This is a genomic window from Nonomuraea sp. NPDC049129, assembly GCF_040648495.1.
Lineage (GTDB): Bacteria > Actinomycetota > Actinomycetes > Streptosporangiales > Streptosporangiaceae > Nonomuraea.
The window spans coordinates 191,610-209,358 of record NZ_JBEZDU010000002.1; the positions used below are offsets into that span (position 1 = coordinate 191,610).

Sequence of the window (17,749 nt, forward strand, 5' to 3'; positions counted from 1 at the left end):
TCACAGGTCGTCCGGGTTCAGGCCGACCTCGGCGGCGGCCGTCGCACGGAGCAGCCGGGTGGCCCAGCGGCGCGACACGACCTTGGGGTGCACGTGGATCTGGATGGCCAGCCCGTCGAGCAACGCGAAGATCCGCCAGGTGGACTCCTCGGGATCGGGGCAGACGAAGTCGCCCGACGCCACGCCGGCCTCGATGATCCCGCGCAGCAGCGTCCTGCCTCGCAGGTCGAGCCGTCGCGAGGTCTGCTCGAGCTCCTTGTTGCGCATGGACTCCGACCAGGCGTCGATCCACAGGCGCCAGCCATCGGAGGAGCCCGCGGGGGAGGAGCGGCGCAACAGCGCCCGCAGCCGCTCGGGCGGCGTGCCCGGCGAGCGCTCGATGGCGTCCAGAGTGTCGAGATGCATCCGGGCGGCATAGGCGAACGCCTGCGCGAACAGCTCGTCCTTGGTCTCGAAGTGGTAGAACAGCAGCGCCTGGCTCACGCCGGCGGCTCTGGCTATGTCGATCGTCCTGGTGTGCCCGAACCCCTGCTCGGCGATCACTTCGCAGGCTGTCTTCAGTAAATCTTCGCGCCGTAATCGGCTGAAACCCCGTGTCACAGCGGGCCACTTTAACTACTAGCCCGGGGGATTTGTAGGACAAACCGGGCACCGATGTCGGAATCTTCGACCGTGAGAGTACCACCGTGCGCCGTGGCGATCTCGCGGGCGATGGGCAGCCCGAGCCCTGTGCCCCCCGCGTCGCGGTTGCGTGAGGCGTCCAGCCGGGTGAAGCGGCGGAAGACGTTCTCGCGCTGGTCCGGCGCGATCCCCGCGCCGTCGTCCAGGACCTCCAGTACGCCCCAGTCGTCCCGCTCGTCGACGGTCACGGTGATCGTGGACTCGGCGTGCCGCTCGGCGTTGTCGAGCAGGTTCGCCAGCAGGCGGGTCAGGCGCAGCGGGTCACCGGTCACCACCACCTCCGGCCGCAGCTCCAGCTCCACGCGCTTGCCGGGCGGCCGGCGGGCCAGCTCCTCCTCGACCAGCTCGGCCAGGTTCACGTCGGCGCCCAGGCCGGGCGCGCCCGCGTCGAGCTTGGCCAGCGTCAGCAGGTCGGTGACGATGGCCTGCAGCCGGTCGAGGCTCGACAGCAGGGCCACGGCGGTGCGCGGCCAGTCGGCCTCGTCCGGATGGAGCATGGCCTCCTCTATCTGGGCGCGCATCGCGGTGAGCGGGGTACGCAGGTCGTGCGAGGCGTCGGCGGCGAACCTGCGCTCCTGCTGGACCGCGTGCTCCAGCCGGTCCAGGGTCTGGTTCACGGTCCGGGCGAGGTCGTCGAGCTCGTCGCGGTGCGGCAAGGGCGGCACCCGGCGGCCCAGGTCCGTGGCGGTGATCTCGGCCAGCTCGGTCTTGATGTCCGTGACGGGCTGCAGCGCCTTGACCACCGTCGTCCTGGCCACGTACGCGGAGATCGCGGAGAGCAGCAGCACGGCGAGCAGCACGCCCGCCACATAGAGCGGGCTGATGTACCAGGGGACTGCCGGGACGTAGGCGCAGACCGTCCAGAACGCCGACCCGACCGGCACCCGGTACCCCACGACGATCAGGCATTTCACGCCCGGCACCCGGTTGGTGCAGACCGTGGCGTCCAGGCGGTTGTCATCGCCCGTGGAGGCGTCCCTGATGAGCGGCGGATAACCCAGCAGTCTCGGGCTGGCCTGCCGTACCGTGCCGTGGTCGTCGATCACCTGGAGGAGATCGACGTCCTCGGTGCTCGCCACGGGCCTCATTCGCTCCGGCGCGGACCGCTGGACGCCGACCGCGACCCGGCGAGCCGCGCCGGCCGCGTGCTCGATCTGGTACCCGGTCAGCACGCTGTGCGCGAGCGGTGTGATGAGCACCGCGGTGACGAAGTAGCCGACCAGCGTCGACAGCAGGGCGGCCACCGTCATCCGGCGCCGCACCGACCACCTGGCGAACACCGCTCAGCCTTCCACACTGGGGAGCCGAGGGAGCCGCACCACGAAACGTGCGCCGCGGTCGGAGTCCTCCAGGGTCAGGGTGCCGCCGTGAGCCAGCGCGATCTCGCGGGCGATGGCCAGCCCCAGCCCGGTGCCGCAGGCGTCGCGCTCGCGCGCGGCGCTCAGCCGGGTGAAGCGCTGGAACACCACCTCCCGCTGGTCCGGCGCGATGCCCGCGCCGTCGTCCACGACCTCGATCACGGCCACTCCATCGTGCTCCCGTACGGTCACCGTGACCTGGGACTCGGCATGGCGCTCCGCGTTGTCCAGCAGGTTGGTGAGCAGGCGGGCCAGCCGGACCGGGTCGCCCATGACGGTCACGCCCGGCTCCAGCGTGGTGATCACCGGCTTGGACCGCCGCCCGGCCGTCTCGGCGCCCACCAGCTCGGCCAGGTCGACGGGCTCGCGGACGGCGGGGGCGCCCGCGTCGAGCTGGGCCAGCGTCAGCAGGTCGCCGACGATGGCCTGGAGGCGGTCCAGGCTGCCCAGCAGCGCCACCCCGGTCCGCTGCCAGTCGGCGTCGCCGGGGTACAGCATGGCCTCTTCGACCTCCGCGCGCATGGCGGTGATCGGGCTGCGCAGGTCGTGCGAGACGTCGGCGACGAACCTGCGCTGCCGCTCGGCCGCGTGCTCCAGCCGGTCGACCCGCCGGAGCGTCCTGGCCACCACCCGGGACACGCCGAACCAGGTCAGCGCCACCAGCGCGAGCGAGTCGCCGCCCAGGAACCCCAGCACGGCCGGGTGGACGTAGCGCGGCACCATGGCCGCGGCCGCGTAGACGAGCCAGTCGCCGCCCCGCTCATAGACGCGCAGGACCGTCAGGATCTCGCACCGGCCGGGGAAGCCGGGCAGGTCGCACACGACCCGGGTGCGGTTGGCGTTGTCGGCGTCGGGTGTCCACTCGCTCATGCGCGGGCGGCCGGTCAGGTTCGCCGTCGCGGACACCACCCGTCCGGCAGAGTCGACGACCTGGATCCCGTCCACCTCGCCGCTGATGACCGGAGGCAGCTCATGCCGCTTGACCAGGTGCACGACGCGCAGGGCGGCGGTGAGCACCTCGTTGGTGCGGCGCCCGACCGCCGTGGTGTGCACCGCGTGCAGCGCGAACGCGCTGACCACGACGCACAGCAGCGCCATGGCGACGCTCGCGAACAGCGTCAACCGCGCACGCACGGACCGCCCGAACCGTGTGACCACGCCTTTCCCCCCGGCGATCAGCCGATCACACCTAGTAGCCCCCATCCTAATTAACGGAGATTCGGCGACAAATCCGGATAAAACGCCAACCGAACGGCGCTCTATGCGTGCCGCATTCGGCTGGTTAGAGTAAGTGAGCACTGATGTCAGGGAGACGATGTGAACCTTGATGAGTATCGGCATGTCGCCAGGGCCTGGCTCCTCGAAAACGCTCCGGCCGGTGACTCCCCGGAGACCGACCCGGTCGCCAGGGCCAAGGATTTCATGGCCCGGCTCTACGACGCCGGATACTCCGGCATCACCTGGCCGGCCCGCTGGGGCGGTCAGGGGCTGACGCAGGCGGAGGAGCGCGCGTTCGCCGCCGCGGCCCGGGACTTCACCTTGCCCACCTACGTCTTCTCGATCGGCCTGGGCATGACGGGCCCGACGCTGGTCGACCGGGGCACCGACGAGCAGCGCGAACGCTTCGTCCGGCCGCTGCTGCGCGGCGAGGAGATCTGGTGCCAGCTCTTCTCGGAGCCGGGCGCGGGCAGCGACGTGGCCAGCCTGCAGACCAGGGCCGTACGCGACGGCGACGACTGGATCGTCAACGGCCAGAAGGTCTGGACCTCGGTCGCCCACCACGCCGACTGGGGACTGCTGCTGGCCCGCACCGACGTCGAGGTGCCCAAGCACAAGGGCCTGACCATGTTCGTGGTCGACATGCACCATCCGGGCGTCACGATCCGGCCGCTCAAGGACATGACCGGCCGGGCCAACTTCAACGAGATCTTCTTCGACGACGTCCCCATCCCCGACGCGCACCGCGTCGGCGAGGTCAACGACGGCTGGAGCGTGGCCGTCACGACGCTCCTGCACGAGCGGCTGTCGATCTCGGCGGGCGTCGGCATGGGCCAGGGCAAGGACGACCCCACCTCGCTGGCGGCGCTGCGCCAGGTGGTCGACACCGCCGACCCGCTGGTCAGGGACGAGCTGGTCGAGCTGCACATCCGCTCGCGGGCGCTCGCCCTGTTCAACCAGCGCCTCTCCCAGGAGACCAAGGCGGGGATCTTCCCCGGTGCCCGCGGCAGCGCCGCCAAGCTGCTGCTGGCCGAGCTGTACCTGTACCAAGCCGACCTCGCGACCCGGCTCGTCGGGCCCGAGGCGGTCGTCGGCGGCCACCCGCTGGCGCAGGCGATCTCCATGGCACCCGGCATGTCGCTGGGCGGCGGCACCAACGAGATCATGCGCAACATCATCGGCGACCGCGTGCTGAACCTGCCGCCCGAGCCCCGGGTGGACAAGACCGTGCCGTTCAAGGACCTGAAGGTGGGGACGCAGGGGTGAAGCTCGTACTCAGCCAGGAGCAGCAGGAGCTCCGCGTCGCCGTCCGCTCGTTCCTGGCCGCGGCCTCGCCGCTGACCAAGGTCCGCGAGGGCTACGACCGGGAGGTGTACGCGCGGCTCAACGGCGAGCTCGGCCTGTCCGGGCTGATCATCCCGGAGGAGTACGGCGGGGCGGGCGCGGGCTTCGCGGAGCTGGCCGTGGCGCTGGAGGAGACGGGCGCCGCGCTGCTGCCCGGACCCTTCCTGGCCACGGCGTTCGCCACGATCGCGCTGACCCGGGTGCCGGACAAGGAGCTGCTGACCGCCATCGCCGAGGGCCGGATCACCGCCACGCTCGCCATCGGCCAGCTCGACCGGGTGCTCAACGGGATGGAGGCCGACGTCCTCCTGCTGCGCGACGGCGGGGTCCTGACGGCCGTCGACCTCACCGCGCCCGGCGTCACCAGGACCGCCCTGGAGACGCTCGACCTGACCCGCGGCCAGGCCCGCGTGGAGCTGGACGGCGTGCCCCGCCGTGAGCTCGGCCCGCTGCCGGACGGCGTCGACGACCTGCTCGCCGTGGCGCTGGCGGCCGAGCAGCTCGGCGTGCTGCGCGCCGCGCTGGCCGCCATCGTCGCCTACGCCAAGATCAGGGTCGCCTTCGGCCGCTACATCGGCTCCTACCAGGGGGTCAAGCACAAGCTCGCCGACATGCACTGCAAGCTGGAGCAGGCCGAGTCCATCGTCCGCTTCGCCGCCTGGGCAGCCGACGAGTCGCCGGAGGAGCTGCCCGCCGCCGCCGCGCTCGCCCAGGCGTACGTGGGGCGGGCCTGCTTCGAGGTGGCCCGTGACCACCTCCTGCTGTACGGCGGCATCGGCTACACCTGGGAGCACGACGCGCACCTGTTCTACAAACGGGCCAAGGCCGACGAAGTGCTGCTCGGCCCGCCACGAATCCACCGGGCCCGCCTCGCCGAGCTGCTGGAGCTGTGATGGACATCAGCGGACTGCCCGGCTTCTACGCGATCGCCGCCGCCGACCCGGACCGGCTCGCGGTCATCGACGTGGACGGGTCCCGGACCACGTACGGCGAGCTGCTCACCCGGGTCAACCAGGTGTCGCACGGCCTGCGCGCCCGTGGGCTGACCGACCGGGACGTGGTGGCCGGCGTGCTGCCGAACGGCCTCGACGCGGTGATCATGATCATGGCGACCGGGCAGATCGGCCTCTACTACGTGCCGATCAACTGGCATCTCACCGAGGCGGAGGTGGCCTACATCCTGGAGGACTGCGACGCGAAGATCGTGGTCACCGCCGACGGCCACGTACCCGGGAGCGAGATCGGCACGGCCGGACTGGCCGAGGGGCAGCCCGGAGACGCGCCCGCCGGGCGGGCCGGCGGGGCCGTCATGTGGTACACCTCCGGCACCACCGGCTTCCCCAAGGGCGTGCAGCGGCCGCTGTCCGGAGCCGAGCCCGAGGCGGTCGTCCCGCTCTATGTCTGGTTCCTCGGCGAGATCGTGGACCTGGTGCCCGGCGAGGGCGTGCACCTGGTCACCTCGCCGATGTACCACTCGGCGCCGTGCGCGCACACGCAGTTCGCGCTGCACCTCGGCCACACCGTGGTGATCACGCCGCGCTTCGAGCCGGAGAACATCCTGGAGCTGGTCGAGCGCCACCGGGTGACGAACGCGATGATGGTCCCGACCATGTTCCACCGGATGCTGCGGCTGCCGGAGGAGGTCAAAGCGCGCTACGACGTGTCGAGCCTGCGGCAGGTCATCCACACCGGCGCGGCCTGCCCGGTCGCGGTCAAGCAGGGGATCATGGACTGGTGGGGGCCGGTGCTCTACGAGTACTACGGCTCGACCGAGTCGACGATCGCCTTCTCGGTCAAGCCGCACGACTGGCTGGCCCGGCCCGGCACCGTGGGCAAGCCGGCGCCCACCTTCGAGGTCAGGATCCTCGACGAGGCCGGCCAGGAACTGCCGGCCGGCGAGCCCGGCATGATCTACGTCAAGTCCAGCCTGGGCACCTTCGAATACCGCAAGGACCCGGCGAAGACGGCCGCCAGCATGCGCGGCGAGTGGTACACCCCCGGCGACATCGGCTACCTCGACAAGGACGGCTTCCTGTTCCTGTGCGACCGGCGCACCGACCTGATCGTCTCCGGCGGGGTCAACATCTACCCGGCCGAGATCGAGGCCGCGCTGCTGGAGCACCCCCTCGTGGCGGACGTGGCCGTCATCGGGGTGCCCGACGAGGAGTGGGGGCACAGCGTGGTCGCCCTCGTCCAGCCGGTGGCGGGCGTCACGGGCGACCCCGAGCTCAGCGCCGAGCTGCTGCGGCACTGCGAGCCGCGCATCGCCCGGTTCAAGCACCCGAAGGTGATCCAATACCGGGACGCGCTGCCCCGCACGCCGACGGGGAAGCTGTCGCGGTCCAAGATCAGGCAGGAGTACCTCGACTCGCGGTGAAGACCAGCTCGTCGGAGTACCCCTTCTCGTCGCCCAGGTAGAACCGGGTCGACAGGGTGCGGTCGGCCGGATCGAAGACCGTGCTCCAGACCGTGCGGAACGGCAGCGCCGGGTCCGGCCGCACCGCCAGCAGGCTCGCGCGCAGGTCCTCGGGCGACATCAGCGCGCCCTTGCTCCGCTCGTACAGCGAACGCAGCCGCCCGTACGTCTGGAAGCTGGACGCGGTGTCCTCGGGCAGGTTCATCGGGTCGGGATTGCGGTGCAGGAGGTGGTTGGTGACGCAGAGCGGCGCGTCGCCGAACTCGATGATGTGCTCCGCGCCGTCCGCGCCGCGCTCCCACACGAACGCCCGGCCCTGCGCGTCGGCGACGAGGTAGTGCAGCGGCACGCCGTGGTCGTACTGCTTGGCGCCGAGGAGCGCCTGCTTGGCCTGCTCCACGTTCTCGCAGGTGTCCACCAGGAACCGGGGCAACTGCGTGCTGCCCACGCCGACCTGCGGCGAGACGTTCTCGGGCGGCTCGGCGGTGGAGAAGTCGGCGATGAGCAGCATGACGACCAGACCGGCCTCGTTGACGCCGTCCATGCAGCCGTCGAGTTCGGACATCGTGATGACGGTGGAGGCCAGGCCGGTGTCGGGCACCGTGGTGATGACGTACGGCCTGGACGACATCGGCAGCTCGCCGGGCCGGGCGGCCTGGCCCATGATCTCGCTGGTGGTCGTGGTGAAGAAGTCGTAGTTGCGGCCCACCCTGCCGTGGCCGTCGGTGGCGGCGGACGGCGGGCACCACAGCGCCGAGCAGCCCGAGCCCGCGGGTACGTAGCCCAGCCCGTCGAGGGCCAGCTCGTCCTGGTCGGGGTCGAGGCCGAGCGCCGCGGCGGCGCCGTCCATGCGGGCGTGGTGCTGGGGCCAGTGCCGTTCGAACCAGGTCCGGCGGGCCCGGTTGACGGCGGGGTCGGCGGGCGTCGGGGCCCAGCCGAGCCTGAGGGCCTCCTCGGTGAGCGCCCGGCCGATCTCGACCTGGCTGCCGTGGAGGGTCAGGTGGCGGACGAGCTGGAAGTCGTTCCTGCCGCCCGCGATCTGCGTCATGTTCTTCATGACCGCCAGGCTGCCGCCGGGCGCTGACCGTTCTCCTACCGCCGACTGACGGTCTCCATCAGCGACGTACGGCGCGTCGGTAGCGATCCGCCAGGAGCAGTACGTGCTCGGCCAGCTCCGGCGGGTCGAGCACCTCGAAGTCCACCCCGATGAACCCGATCCACACGGCCATCCCCGGCAGGTCGTCGCCGCTCAGCCTGACCAGGCAGGTCGCCTCGTCGACCGGCTCGATGTCCAGCTTCAGCGGCGAGCGGCGCATCTCCTCGGCCGGGCGGTGCAGCAGCACCGTCGCGTGGTAGCGCCACATCGCGGTGGTCACGCCCTTCTCCACCCACGCGGCCACGTCGCCGTCGCCGGGCAGCTCGCGGGGCGTGAACCGGGGTCCCGTGGCCGGTGTCCGCAGCAGGAGGCGGTCCACCCGGAACGTCCGCCAGTCCCGCCGCTCGACGTCGTAGCCGACCAGGTACCACCGGCCACGCCGGTGCACGAGCCGGTGCGGCTCGGCGTCGCGCATGGCCGAGGAGCCGTCGTGGCCGGTGTAGTCGAAGCGGAGCCGCTCGTGGTCGCGGGCGGCGTTGGCGATCGTGGTCAGCACCTCGGGCGCCACCGACGGGGCGTCGCCGGGAACCTGCACCGTGTAGGTGTTCAGGGCGTTGACCCGGCGCCGCAGCCGCGACGGCAGCACCTGCTCCAGCTTGGCCAGGGCGCGTACCGAGGTCTCCTCGATGCCCTGGACGCCGCCGCCCGCCGCGCGGCCGAGACCGACGGCCACCGCGACGGCCTCCTCGTCGTCGAGCAGCAGCGGCGGCAGCGCGGCCCCGGCGCCGAGCCGGTAGCCGCCGGCGACGCCCGGCGTGGCGTGCACGGGGTAGCCGAGGCTGCGCAGCCGCTCGACGTCGTTGCGGATCGTCCTGGTGGAGACCCCGAGCCGCGTGGACAGCTCGGGGCCCGACCAGTCCTTGTGCGCCTGGAGCAGGGACAGCAGCTTGAGCAGGCGGGCCGAGGTGTCGAGCATGCCTGCCAGTCTGCCCGCCATCGCGGAAAGCCTGGTTCCGCGATGGGGGATTCAGCCGAACAGTTTGTTCGCCTGCTGGATCACCGTCAGCACGGTGAGCGTGCCGAAGAAGGCGATCGACCAGACGAGCGCGCCCAGCCGGTACGACCTGACCTTGAGGGCTTCCGGCAGCGACCGGCGGTTCAGCACGATCAGCAGGATCGAGTAGACGAACATCATCACCGCCGCGAAACTGGCCGAGAACACCAGCAGGATCAGCGGCTGGTCGAACCCGAGCAGCAGGACCACGATGCCGATCAGCGCCATCGCCCACACGATGATGAAGTACACGCGGTTCTCGGAAATGGCCTTGTCCCGCAGGTAAATGGTCTTCAGCGCGTCGGAGGCCAGCCGGGAGGTGTAGTCGACGATGCCCATGGCCGAGGCGAACAGCGACAGCGCCCCGATCACCCAGAACAGCACGCCGAACCACGGCCCGACCGACGCCTTCAGCGCCTCGCCCTCGACCTTCAGGAAGCCGATGCTGTTGGCCAGCCCCGGCTCACCGAACACCGTGGAGTAGGCGAGCATCGACATCAGCGCGATCGTCAGGAACGACACCAGCGCGAACGTGGCCGCCTGCTCGATGTTGGCGAAGCGCCACCACTGCTGCCATCGGGCCAGGTTCTCCTTGGTCGGCGCGAACTGGAAGCCCGTCGAGGCGGCCGCCTCCTCCTCGCCGGTGACCGGGCTGACCAGGCGCGGCACGTACAAGCCCATACCGAAGCCCTTGTCGCGGATCCAGTTGCTCTGGCACAGGTTCTGGCCGCCGCCCGCGCCCGCGTAGGCGATCGCGCCCATCAGCACCGCGAACTCCAGCGGCGGCACCGGGAACCGCGCCCCGACGCTCAGGCCCTTGCCCAGCTCGATCCAGCTTTCGGCGTTGATGGCGAACAGGATCGCGACCACCGCGAGTATCAGCACCAGGGCGATCTTCACGAAGATCACCCGTTCCAGCAGAATGTAGATGACGGGCGCCATCGTCAGCCCGATCGCGATCACCAGCAGCATGCCGATCGCGATCCAGCGCACGCTGCCGGCGCCCGTGCCGGTCAGGTAGGTCATCATCGTGGCCGACGTGGTCACCCAGCCGGGCCACAGGTTCGAGCAGAGCGTCATCACGACGAAGACGAGGCTCCAGTGCTTCCACATCCTGCTGAAACCGGTCAGCGCGGTCTCGCCGGTGGCCAGCGTGTAGCGCTCGATCTCCATGTTGAGGAACCACTGGGTGATGATGCCGATCGCGGCGCCCCAGATGAAGACCAGGCCGACCTGGGAGGCGATGTACGGCCAGAGGATGAACTCGCCGGACGCCAGCCCGACCCCCGCGCCGACCAGGCCGGGACCGATGATGCGCCAGCTCGATCGGGGAGGGTCCGGCAGGTCTCGGACGGCGACGGGCGGCAGGACTCGCGCAGGAACAGTCGGGGTGAATTCCGCCATGCGGATCTCCTTGTTCGACGTGCGTAAGCGTCACATTACAGAGATCCGAAAGCCGAGTGGAATAGGCAGTCAGCCCATTTCCACCACATATTCCCCGTCGTCGGTGAACCCGGTGACGCGCTCACCCGACCCCATGAGCCCGCCGAGCACTTCCCGCAGCGCCAGCCGCCACGCGCGGGCCGCCTCCGGGTCCTCGCGGCGCAGCGTCTCGATGTCGTACGGTGTCGCCACCAGCACCACCGGCCCGTCGGCCAGGCCGATCACCGGCCGATTCCCGGCCACTTCCACCCCCCGCGTGTACGGCCCGGCGGACGGCTGCGGCGGAGACTCCGTCAGCCGCCAGACGGCCAGCAGCCGGTCGGAGGCGTCCCCCTCGTTGATCGCGTCGGCCATGACGCCGTAGAAGTCCTCCAAGTACCGCTCCGGCCGGGCGCCCAGCTTGGTCAGGTTGAACCGGGCGTTCCTGCGTACGAGCGGGTCGAAGGTCCAGGTGACCTTCTCCAGCCCGCGCTCCAGGCACCAGGCCCGCTGGTGCAGCTTGAGCGCGTAGCCGATGCCGCGCCCGATCACCGCCCCGGTCACGTGCGAGTGCAGCGTCCGGTCCGCCGCGAGGAAGCCCACCGAGGCCCCGACCAGCCGGTCGCCCTCGTACGCTCCGGCCACGTAGCCGCCCGTGTGGGCGAAGCCGATCATCAGCTCCACCGGCACGGGCGCGTTGCGCGGGTCGGGGTGCCAGATGTCGTCGTACAGCCGGTAGACCTCCTGGAAGTCGTGGATCTCGCGCAGCTCGCGGATCGTCACACCGGTCTTCTCGGCCGCCTCACGGGCGGCGGCCGCTTCCGCACTCGTCATTGCCGTTACCTACCCGCCGCCGGTCAGACCAGCCATTCCGGGGTGGTCGGCCGGTAGGCGGTGCGCGGCGGCCGGGCCGTCAAGCGGCAGTAGCCGGGCGATAGGCGGTGCGCGGCGATCGGGCCGTCAAGCGGCGGTAGAGCGTCGTGGGGCCGGGCCAGTTGTTGGTGACGCGGCCTTCGGCCGTCTTGTACCAGCTCTGGCAGCCGTTGCCCCACACCATCCGCGCCATCGCCGCGTCGAGCTGCCTGCTCCACGCCGCCATCGCCTCGGGCCGCACTTCGATCGGCCCTCGCTCCGAGAGGTACGGCAGGCAGGACATGATGTGGTTGACCTGGCATTCGATCATGAAGATGATCGAGTTGTGGCCCAGGTTCGTGTTCGGCCCGTACAGCAGGAACAGGTTCGGGAAGTCCGGCACCGAGATGCCCAGGTACGCCTCCGCCCCGCGCTTCCACCGCTCCCGCAGCGACCGGCCGCCCCGCCCCGAGACCTCCATCGGCGCGAGGAACTCGGTGCTCCTGAATCCGGTGGCGTACACGATCGTGTCCACCTCGTACGGCCGATCGGCGGTCTCGATGCCCTTCGGCGTGATCCGTACGATCCGCTCCGTCGCCACCTCCACGTTCGGCCTGGTCAGGGCGGGATAGAAGGAGCTGTCGATGACGACCCGCTTGCAGCCCGGCGGGTAGTCAGGGGTGAGCTTGGCGCGCAGCGCCGGGTCGGGGACCTGGTCGCGGAGGTGGTCCAGAGCCCGCTTCTTGAGCAGGCCGACGCTCCAGCCCTGCGCCAGGGCGGGGTAGAGGGTGTTCTCGGCGTACCGGTAGAGCCACTCGCGGTAGGCGCGCTGGAGGCCGGGGACGAAGCGGAACGCCAGCCTGGTCAGGGGGCCGAAGGTGGCGTCGGGCTTGGGGATCACCCAGTTCGGGGTGCGCTGGAAGACGGTCAGGTGCTCGGCCTCGGCGGCGACGCGGGGGATGAGCTGGGCGGCCGACGAGCCGTTGCCGATCACCGCGACCCGCCTGCCGGTGAGATCGTGGTCATGGTTCCAGCGGGCGGAGTGGAAGGACGTGCCCTCGAAGTCTGACATTCCGGTTATGTCGGGGAGTTGGGGGCGGTTGAGCTGGCCGACGCTCATGACGACGACGTCGAAGGTCTCGGTGGTGCCGGCCGTACTGACCTGCCAGTGGGAGCCGTCGAAGACGGCGGCTTCGACCTCGCTGCCGAAGCGGATTTTTCGCCTGACGTCGTATTTATCGGCGCAGTGCTCTAGATAGGCGAGAATTTCGGGCTGTTCTGGGTAGCGGCGGGTCCAACTCACATATTTCTCGAAAGAGTACGAGTAAAGGTGCGACGGGATGTCGCAGCCCGCACCCGGATAGCTGTTGTCGCGCCAGGTGCCGCCCAGGTCGTCCGCCTTCTCGAAGACCGTGTAGGAGCCGATCCCGGCCCGTTCGAGCTGGATCGCCATGCACAATCCACCGAACCCCGCTCCGATGATCGCGATCCTGGGCGCCATGGCATCCTCCAGATGTCAGTGTCCACTTACGTTACGCCGGGCGTCGCGCGGACGACACCCCTCGCCGATCACGTACCGGGGCCGGGCGGCCGGTAGTCTGCGCTGGTGGCTGGAGTGACGCTGGCGGATGTGATCAAGGAGCTCGAGGCGGCCTACCCGCCCGCCCGAGCCGAGTCCTGGGACGCGGTGGGCCTGGTCTGCGGAGACCCGGCGCAGGAGGTGCGGCGGGTGCTGTTCGCGGTCGACCCGGTCGCGGCCGTCGCCGCCGAGGCCGTCGAGTGGGGCGCCGACCTGATCGTCACCCACCATCCCCTCTACTTGCGCGGCACCACGAGCGTCGCCGCGACCACGCCCAAGGGCCGTCTGCTTCACAACCTGATAAAGAACGACATCGCCCTCTACACCGCCCACACCAACGCCGACGTGGCGAACCCCGGCGTCTCCGACGCGCTGGCCCGCGCCGTCGGCCTGACCGGCGATCTGGTCCCGCTGCGGCCGTTCCCCGACGATCCCTGGCGCGGGCTGGGGCGCATCGGCGAACTGCGGTCGGAGATGACGCTGGGGGAGTTCGCCGAGCGGGCGGTCGCTGGGCTGCCGGAGACCGCGCAGGGCATCCGCGTCGCCGGCGAGCTGTCCCGCCGCGTCACGCGCGTGGCCGTCAGCGGGGGAGCGGGCGATTCGCTCCTCAGTACGGTGCGCGCCGCGGGAGTGGACGTGTTCCTCACCGCGGACCTGAGACACCATCCCACCAGCGAATTCATCGAGGAGGGCGGCCCCGCGCTGATCGACGCCGGGCACTGGGCCACCGAGTGGCCATGGCTCGACAGCGCCGCGTCCATCCTGGGTTCGAGTGGCGTTACCGTTGAGACGCGTGTCTCCGCCACGGTCACCGATGCTTGGACAAGAGGATATTGATCATGAAAGCAGCCCCCGAGGCCCAGAAACGACTGCTCGACCTGGCTGACGTTGACTCCGTGGTCGACCGGCTGGCGCACCGCCGCCGTACGATGCCGGAGCTGGCGGAGATCGACGAGCAGTCGAAGCGCTACGCCAAGCTCGCCACCGACGTGATCGGCGCCGAGACCGAGGCCGGCGACCTGGCCCGCGAGCAGGCCAAGGCCGAGAACGACGTCGACGCCGTCCGCAGCCGCGCCGACCGCGACCAGAAGCGGCTCGACTCCGGCGCCGTCAGCTCGCCGAAGGACCTGGCGAGCCTCCAGTCCGAGATCGCCTCCCTGCACAAGCGCCAGGGCGACCTCGAAGAGGTCGTGCTGGAGATCATGGAACGCCGCGAGGCCGCCGACAGCAAGGTCCTCGACCTGATCGCGCAGCGCGACGAGATCGCCGCCGCGCGCGCCGCCGCCGAGGACCGCCGCGACGCCCTGCTCGTCGACCTCGACAAGGAGGCGGGCGAGGCCCAGACCAGCCGCGCCGCCGTCGCCGCCGAGATCCCCGCCGACCTGCTCACGCTCTACACCAAGCTCAAGGACCAGTACGGCGTGGGCGCCGCCATGCTCAGGGGCGGCCGGTGCCAGGGCTGCAAGGTGGCCCTGTCGATCGCCGAGATGAACCGCATCAAGGCCGCGCCGCACGACGAGGTGCTGCGTTGCGAGGAGTGCCGCCGCATCCTCGTACGCACTCCAGAGTCAGGGCTATGACCTCCTACACCGTACGTACATCAGAGTCAGGGCTATGAGCTCCTACATCATCGAAGCGGACGGCGGCTCGCGCGGTAACCCCGGGCCCGCCGGCTACGGCGCCGTGGTCATGGACGCCACCGACCGCCAGGTGCTGGCGGAGGCGGCGGAGGCGATCGGCGTCACGACCAACAACGTGGCCGAATACCGGGGGCTGATCGCCGGACTGACGTCGGTGCTGGCTGTTGGGGGCGAGGGCGCCCAGGTCGCGGTACGCATGGACTCCAAACTGGTCATCGAGCAGATGGCCGGCCGCTGGAAGATCAAGAACGAGGGCCTGCGCCCACTCGCCATGGAAGCCGGCAAACTGGCCAGACGGCTGCGGGTGACGGCGTGGACCTGGATCCCGCGCGACCAGAACCGGCACGCGGACCGCCTGGCCAACGAGGCGATGGACGCCGCGGCGAAGGGCCTGACCTGGAAGGCGGGCGGCGCGGCTCTTACGGACTCGCCGCCGCCCACATCTACTCCGGCCGCCTCCGAAACCCAGGGCGACTCCGGAACCTCGGACCGACCCCGGCCCTCATCCTCATCCACCCAACAGACGGACCTCCTGGACATAGCTGACAACCTGTCGGCGCCTACCGCCTCCCTGGCTACCACCCAGTTGGCCACCAGCCAGCAGCGCGATCGTGGCACCGGCTGGGCCCCACCGACCCGAGTGGCGACCTCCCTGCTCCTGCTCCGCCACGGCGAGACCCCGCTCTCCGTCGACCGCCGCTTCTCCGGCCTGGGCGACGCCGAACTCACCGCCAAGGGCCTGGCCCAGGCATCGGCCGCCGCGGAGCGACTGTCCCGCGAGCCGTACCACCTGGACGTGATCGTCAGCTCCCCCCTCAAGCGCGCCCGGCAGACCGCGGAGGCGGTCGCCCAGCGCACAGGGCTCGCCGTGGAAGCGGACGACGACCTCAGGGAGGTCGATTTCGGCGCTTGGGAGGGCCACACGTTCACGGAGGTCCAGCGCGGCTGGCCCGCCGAACTGGCCGCCTGGCTCGCCGACCCGACCATCGCACCCCCGGACGGCGAGAGCTTCGAGGCCGTGGCGGAGCGCGTCAGGCGAGCGGAGGAGCGCCTGGTCGAGCGGTACGAGGGTCGGACGGTCCTGATTGTGTCGCACGTGACGCCCATCAAGACGCTACTGCGGTTCGCCCTGATGGCACCCCCGGAAGCGCTGTACCGCATGCACCTGGACCTGGCCTGCCTGTCGCTGATAGAGCACTACACGGACGGCCAGTCCGTGGTGAAGTCCTTCAACGACACCTTTCACCTACGCTGACATCCCAGCGGAGCAGGCGGGACGACCGACTGAAGATCTACTGAGGTTTGATAAACTTCCAGCTAGACGAGTCGGCCGGGCGGCCGCGTCGGGCCCTTCGCGGGCCCGCCGAGGAAGGTCCGGGCTCCACAGGGCAGGGTGGTCGGTAACGCCGACCCGGGGCGATCCGCGGGACAGTGCCACAGAAAGCAAACCGCCTCCAGATTTTTCTGGAGGTAAGGGTGAAACGGTGGTGTAAGAGACCACCAGCGCCCACGGTGACGTGGGCGGCTAGGTAAACCCCACCCGGAGCAAGGTCAAGAAGGGACGCTCTCCGGAGCGTCCCGCGCGCGACGTTCGAGGGCTGCCCGCCCGAGCCGCGCGGGTAGACCGCTTGAGGCCGCCGGCAACGACGGCCCTAGATGGATGGTCGCCCCTTCGTTCCGACGAAGGACAGAACCCGGCCTACAGGCCGACTCGTCACCCAATGCCTCTCTGACCTGGGAAGGAACAGGCGTGCGCCAAGATCAGGGCACGTCACGCATCGATGCGGGGCTCTTGGGCGTACCGAGCATGGGGCGGCTCTTGACCACGATGACCTGTTGGTCCACCGTGATCATGCCCGTCTCGAAGTCGAGTCGATCTTTAGTCAGCCCGAACGCTTCCCCCTGACGGAAACCTGTGGCGCGACAGGTAGACCCGAGCAGACGAAGTCCCTGGGGCTGAGGGGCATTCTTCCAGTGAGGCGGAGCTCCAGCCCTTGGCCTCAGGGCCTTGGCCCGCTTGCTCTCCAGGTGGACGAGGCAGATGGGAAGATCGGACGGGGAGGTCAGGACGGACCTTTGGCGGTTAACGCCACCCAACTTGCCCGCGCATATCGGACTCGAACCTCCCTGCAGTCTTCGGCGGAGAGCGCAGGTCGACAGCTTTCGTACGCAGCAGTCGCGGGAATGCAGAAGTCGTCACCAGCGCCGATGCTCCACGTGTGGCGACATGCAGCATACTCATTATTTCCTTCCACGCAGACGGCGCGTGGAAGGCGTGCGCCGTCAATCATTCGAAGGCGACAGGACTCATATGCGAGCGCACTTGTCTCACAAATATTTCCGCCGCCAAGGAGGATGCAGGCCTCATGTATCGCTGCACGTTCGCATCCCAGAATGGATTTGCGGTCTAATCGGCAATCCAGGTATATCTCTCCGCCGTCAGTGCACGCAAGGTCCTCGTCGCTGCTGTCAAAACCCATAGTGCAGTCCTCTGTGAGGGCTATTTGCTCGTCACGTAGAGTCTTGTAGCTGGAGCAACTCTGGGCGGAGAAGTCATCTTTCTCGCAGGACTCGTATGCTCGTCGACATTCCTTGGCGCTTTTATCGTTGCATCGAACTTGATCCCTCAGGTCGACGTATGTGACGGCACCCGAATACAGATCCCTCAGGGCAGGTTTGGGAGGATGGGTTGGTTGGCTATGGCTGCCGCTCGTCGAAGGGGGCCAAATGAAAATGGAAAGTATTGCGGCAGCCATCCCAAACCCGAGAAGGGTGAGTAGAATTCCCGCTGGTCCGGGTTTGCGTTTCTTGGACGATGGGGACGAAGGATTGCCACCTTTGCGGCTCTCTTCTATGAAACCCATTATGTACAACGCCTCCCTGCAGGACGGGCCTCGGAAACTCTAAGGCAGAGGCGTTACGGAGGCATAACGAGCAAGACTCGCGTGAGAGCAGGATCAGCACGCAGTCGGCAACAAGGTCGGTATCAGACGGTTGCGCCGCTACATGGACCGTACGACGGTTGCACGTCCCGACGGCCGATGGCATAGAAGCGGGTTCTCGGCGAGCCTTCATGCCGAAGTGGTCAG

14 protein-coding genes and 1 other RNA gene are annotated in these 17,749 nt (G+C 69.5%); 7 read left to right on the forward strand and 8 right to left on the reverse strand.

The annotated features are described in order from the left end of the window. From AB0B64_RS05955 to AB0B64_RS05965, 3 genes are read right to left on the reverse strand one after another with little or no spacing between them, the layout of a single operon-like run. Positions 1-600 (reverse strand): TetR/AcrR family transcriptional regulator, encoded by a 600-nt coding sequence (locus tag AB0B64_RS05955; RefSeq protein ID WP_357940650.1) that lies wholly within the window; start codon positions 598-600, stop codon positions 1-3. 11 nt (positions 601-611) lie between these two features. Further along, complete coding sequence (locus AB0B64_RS05960) at positions 612-1,961, reverse strand: HAMP domain-containing sensor histidine kinase (protein ID WP_357940652.1); 1,350 nt, start codon at positions 1,959-1,961, stop codon at positions 612-614. A 3-nt stretch (positions 1,962-1,964) separates the two neighbouring features. Then, positions 1,965-3,197: a HAMP domain-containing sensor histidine kinase gene (locus tag AB0B64_RS05965; protein WP_357940654.1), complete on the reverse strand. Its 1,233-nt coding sequence runs from the start codon at positions 3,195-3,197 to the stop codon at positions 1,965-1,967. A 159-nt stretch (positions 3,198-3,356) separates the two neighbouring features. Here AB0B64_RS05965 and AB0B64_RS05970 point away from each other — a divergent pair, with 159 nt between their 5' ends. From AB0B64_RS05970 to AB0B64_RS05980, 3 genes are read left to right on the forward strand one after another with little or no spacing between them, the layout of a single operon-like run. Further along, positions 3,357-4,523 (forward strand): acyl-CoA dehydrogenase family protein, encoded by a 1,167-nt coding sequence (locus AB0B64_RS05970; RefSeq protein ID WP_358175023.1) that lies wholly within the window; start codon positions 3,357-3,359, stop codon positions 4,521-4,523. After that, positions 4,520-5,494, forward strand: coding sequence for an acyl-CoA dehydrogenase family protein (locus AB0B64_RS05975; RefSeq protein ID WP_358175026.1), 975 nt, complete (start codon positions 4,520-4,522; stop codon positions 5,492-5,494). Before AB0B64_RS05970 ends, AB0B64_RS05975 begins: the two co-directional genes overlap by 4 nt. Next, positions 5,494-6,978, forward strand: coding sequence for an AMP-binding protein (locus AB0B64_RS05980; RefSeq protein WP_358175029.1), 1,485 nt, complete (start codon positions 5,494-5,496; stop codon positions 6,976-6,978). The genes AB0B64_RS05975 and AB0B64_RS05980 overlap by 1 nt, the downstream gene beginning before the upstream one ends. Here the strand turns inward: AB0B64_RS05980 and AB0B64_RS05985 are convergent. From AB0B64_RS05985 to AB0B64_RS06005, 5 genes are all read right to left on the reverse strand, one after another. Next, complete coding sequence (locus tag AB0B64_RS05985; RefSeq protein ID WP_358175032.1) at positions 6,950-8,074, reverse strand: C45 family peptidase; 1,125 nt, start codon at positions 8,072-8,074, stop codon at positions 6,950-6,952. The genes AB0B64_RS05980 and AB0B64_RS05985 overlap by 29 nt on opposite strands. Positions 8,075-8,132: 58 nt before the next feature. Further along, positions 8,133-9,089: a WYL domain-containing protein gene (locus tag AB0B64_RS05990; protein WP_357941473.1), complete on the reverse strand. Its 957-nt coding sequence runs from the start codon at positions 9,087-9,089 to the stop codon at positions 8,133-8,135. A gap of 51 nt (positions 9,090-9,140) precedes the next feature. After that, entirely contained in the window at positions 9,141-10,571 is a 1,431-nt protein-coding gene (locus tag AB0B64_RS05995) for an Nramp family divalent metal transporter (protein WP_357940664.1), read from the reverse strand. A gap of 69 nt (positions 10,572-10,640) precedes the next feature. After that, the gene (locus AB0B64_RS06000; protein WP_357940666.1) at positions 10,641-11,423 is read right to left on the reverse strand and encodes a GNAT family N-acetyltransferase; all 783 of its coding nucleotides are present in this window, start codon (positions 11,421-11,423) and stop codon (positions 10,641-10,643) included. A gap of 79 nt (positions 11,424-11,502) precedes the next feature. Beyond that, positions 11,503-12,942: an NAD(P)/FAD-dependent oxidoreductase gene (locus AB0B64_RS06005; RefSeq protein ID WP_358175035.1), complete on the reverse strand. Its 1,440-nt coding sequence runs from the start codon at positions 12,940-12,942 to the stop codon at positions 11,503-11,505. 114 nt (positions 12,943-13,056) lie between these two features. On the opposite strand from AB0B64_RS06005, the gene AB0B64_RS06010 reads away from it, so the two are divergent. The 4 genes from AB0B64_RS06010 (at position 13,057) to rnpB (ending at position 16,378) form a co-directional block, all read left to right on the forward strand. Next, positions 13,057-13,857, forward strand: coding sequence for a Nif3-like dinuclear metal center hexameric protein (locus tag AB0B64_RS06010; protein WP_357941475.1), 801 nt, complete (start codon positions 13,057-13,059; stop codon positions 13,855-13,857). A 2-nt stretch (positions 13,858-13,859) separates the two neighbouring features. Next, on the forward strand, positions 13,860-14,600 hold the full coding sequence (locus AB0B64_RS06015) for a C4-type zinc ribbon domain-containing protein (RefSeq protein WP_357940670.1): 741 nt from the start codon (positions 13,860-13,862) through the stop codon (positions 14,598-14,600). Positions 14,601-14,634: 34 nt separating this feature from the next. Beyond that, positions 14,635-15,915, forward strand: a complete 1,281-nt coding sequence (locus tag AB0B64_RS06020; protein ID WP_357940672.1) for a bifunctional RNase H/acid phosphatase — start codon at positions 14,635-14,637, stop codon at positions 15,913-15,915. 67 nt (positions 15,916-15,982) lie between these two features. Further along, positions 15,983-16,378, forward strand: an RNA gene (gene rnpB / locus AB0B64_RS06025) — RNase P RNA component class A. The last annotated feature ends 1,371 nt before the right edge of the window (positions 16,379-17,749 follow it).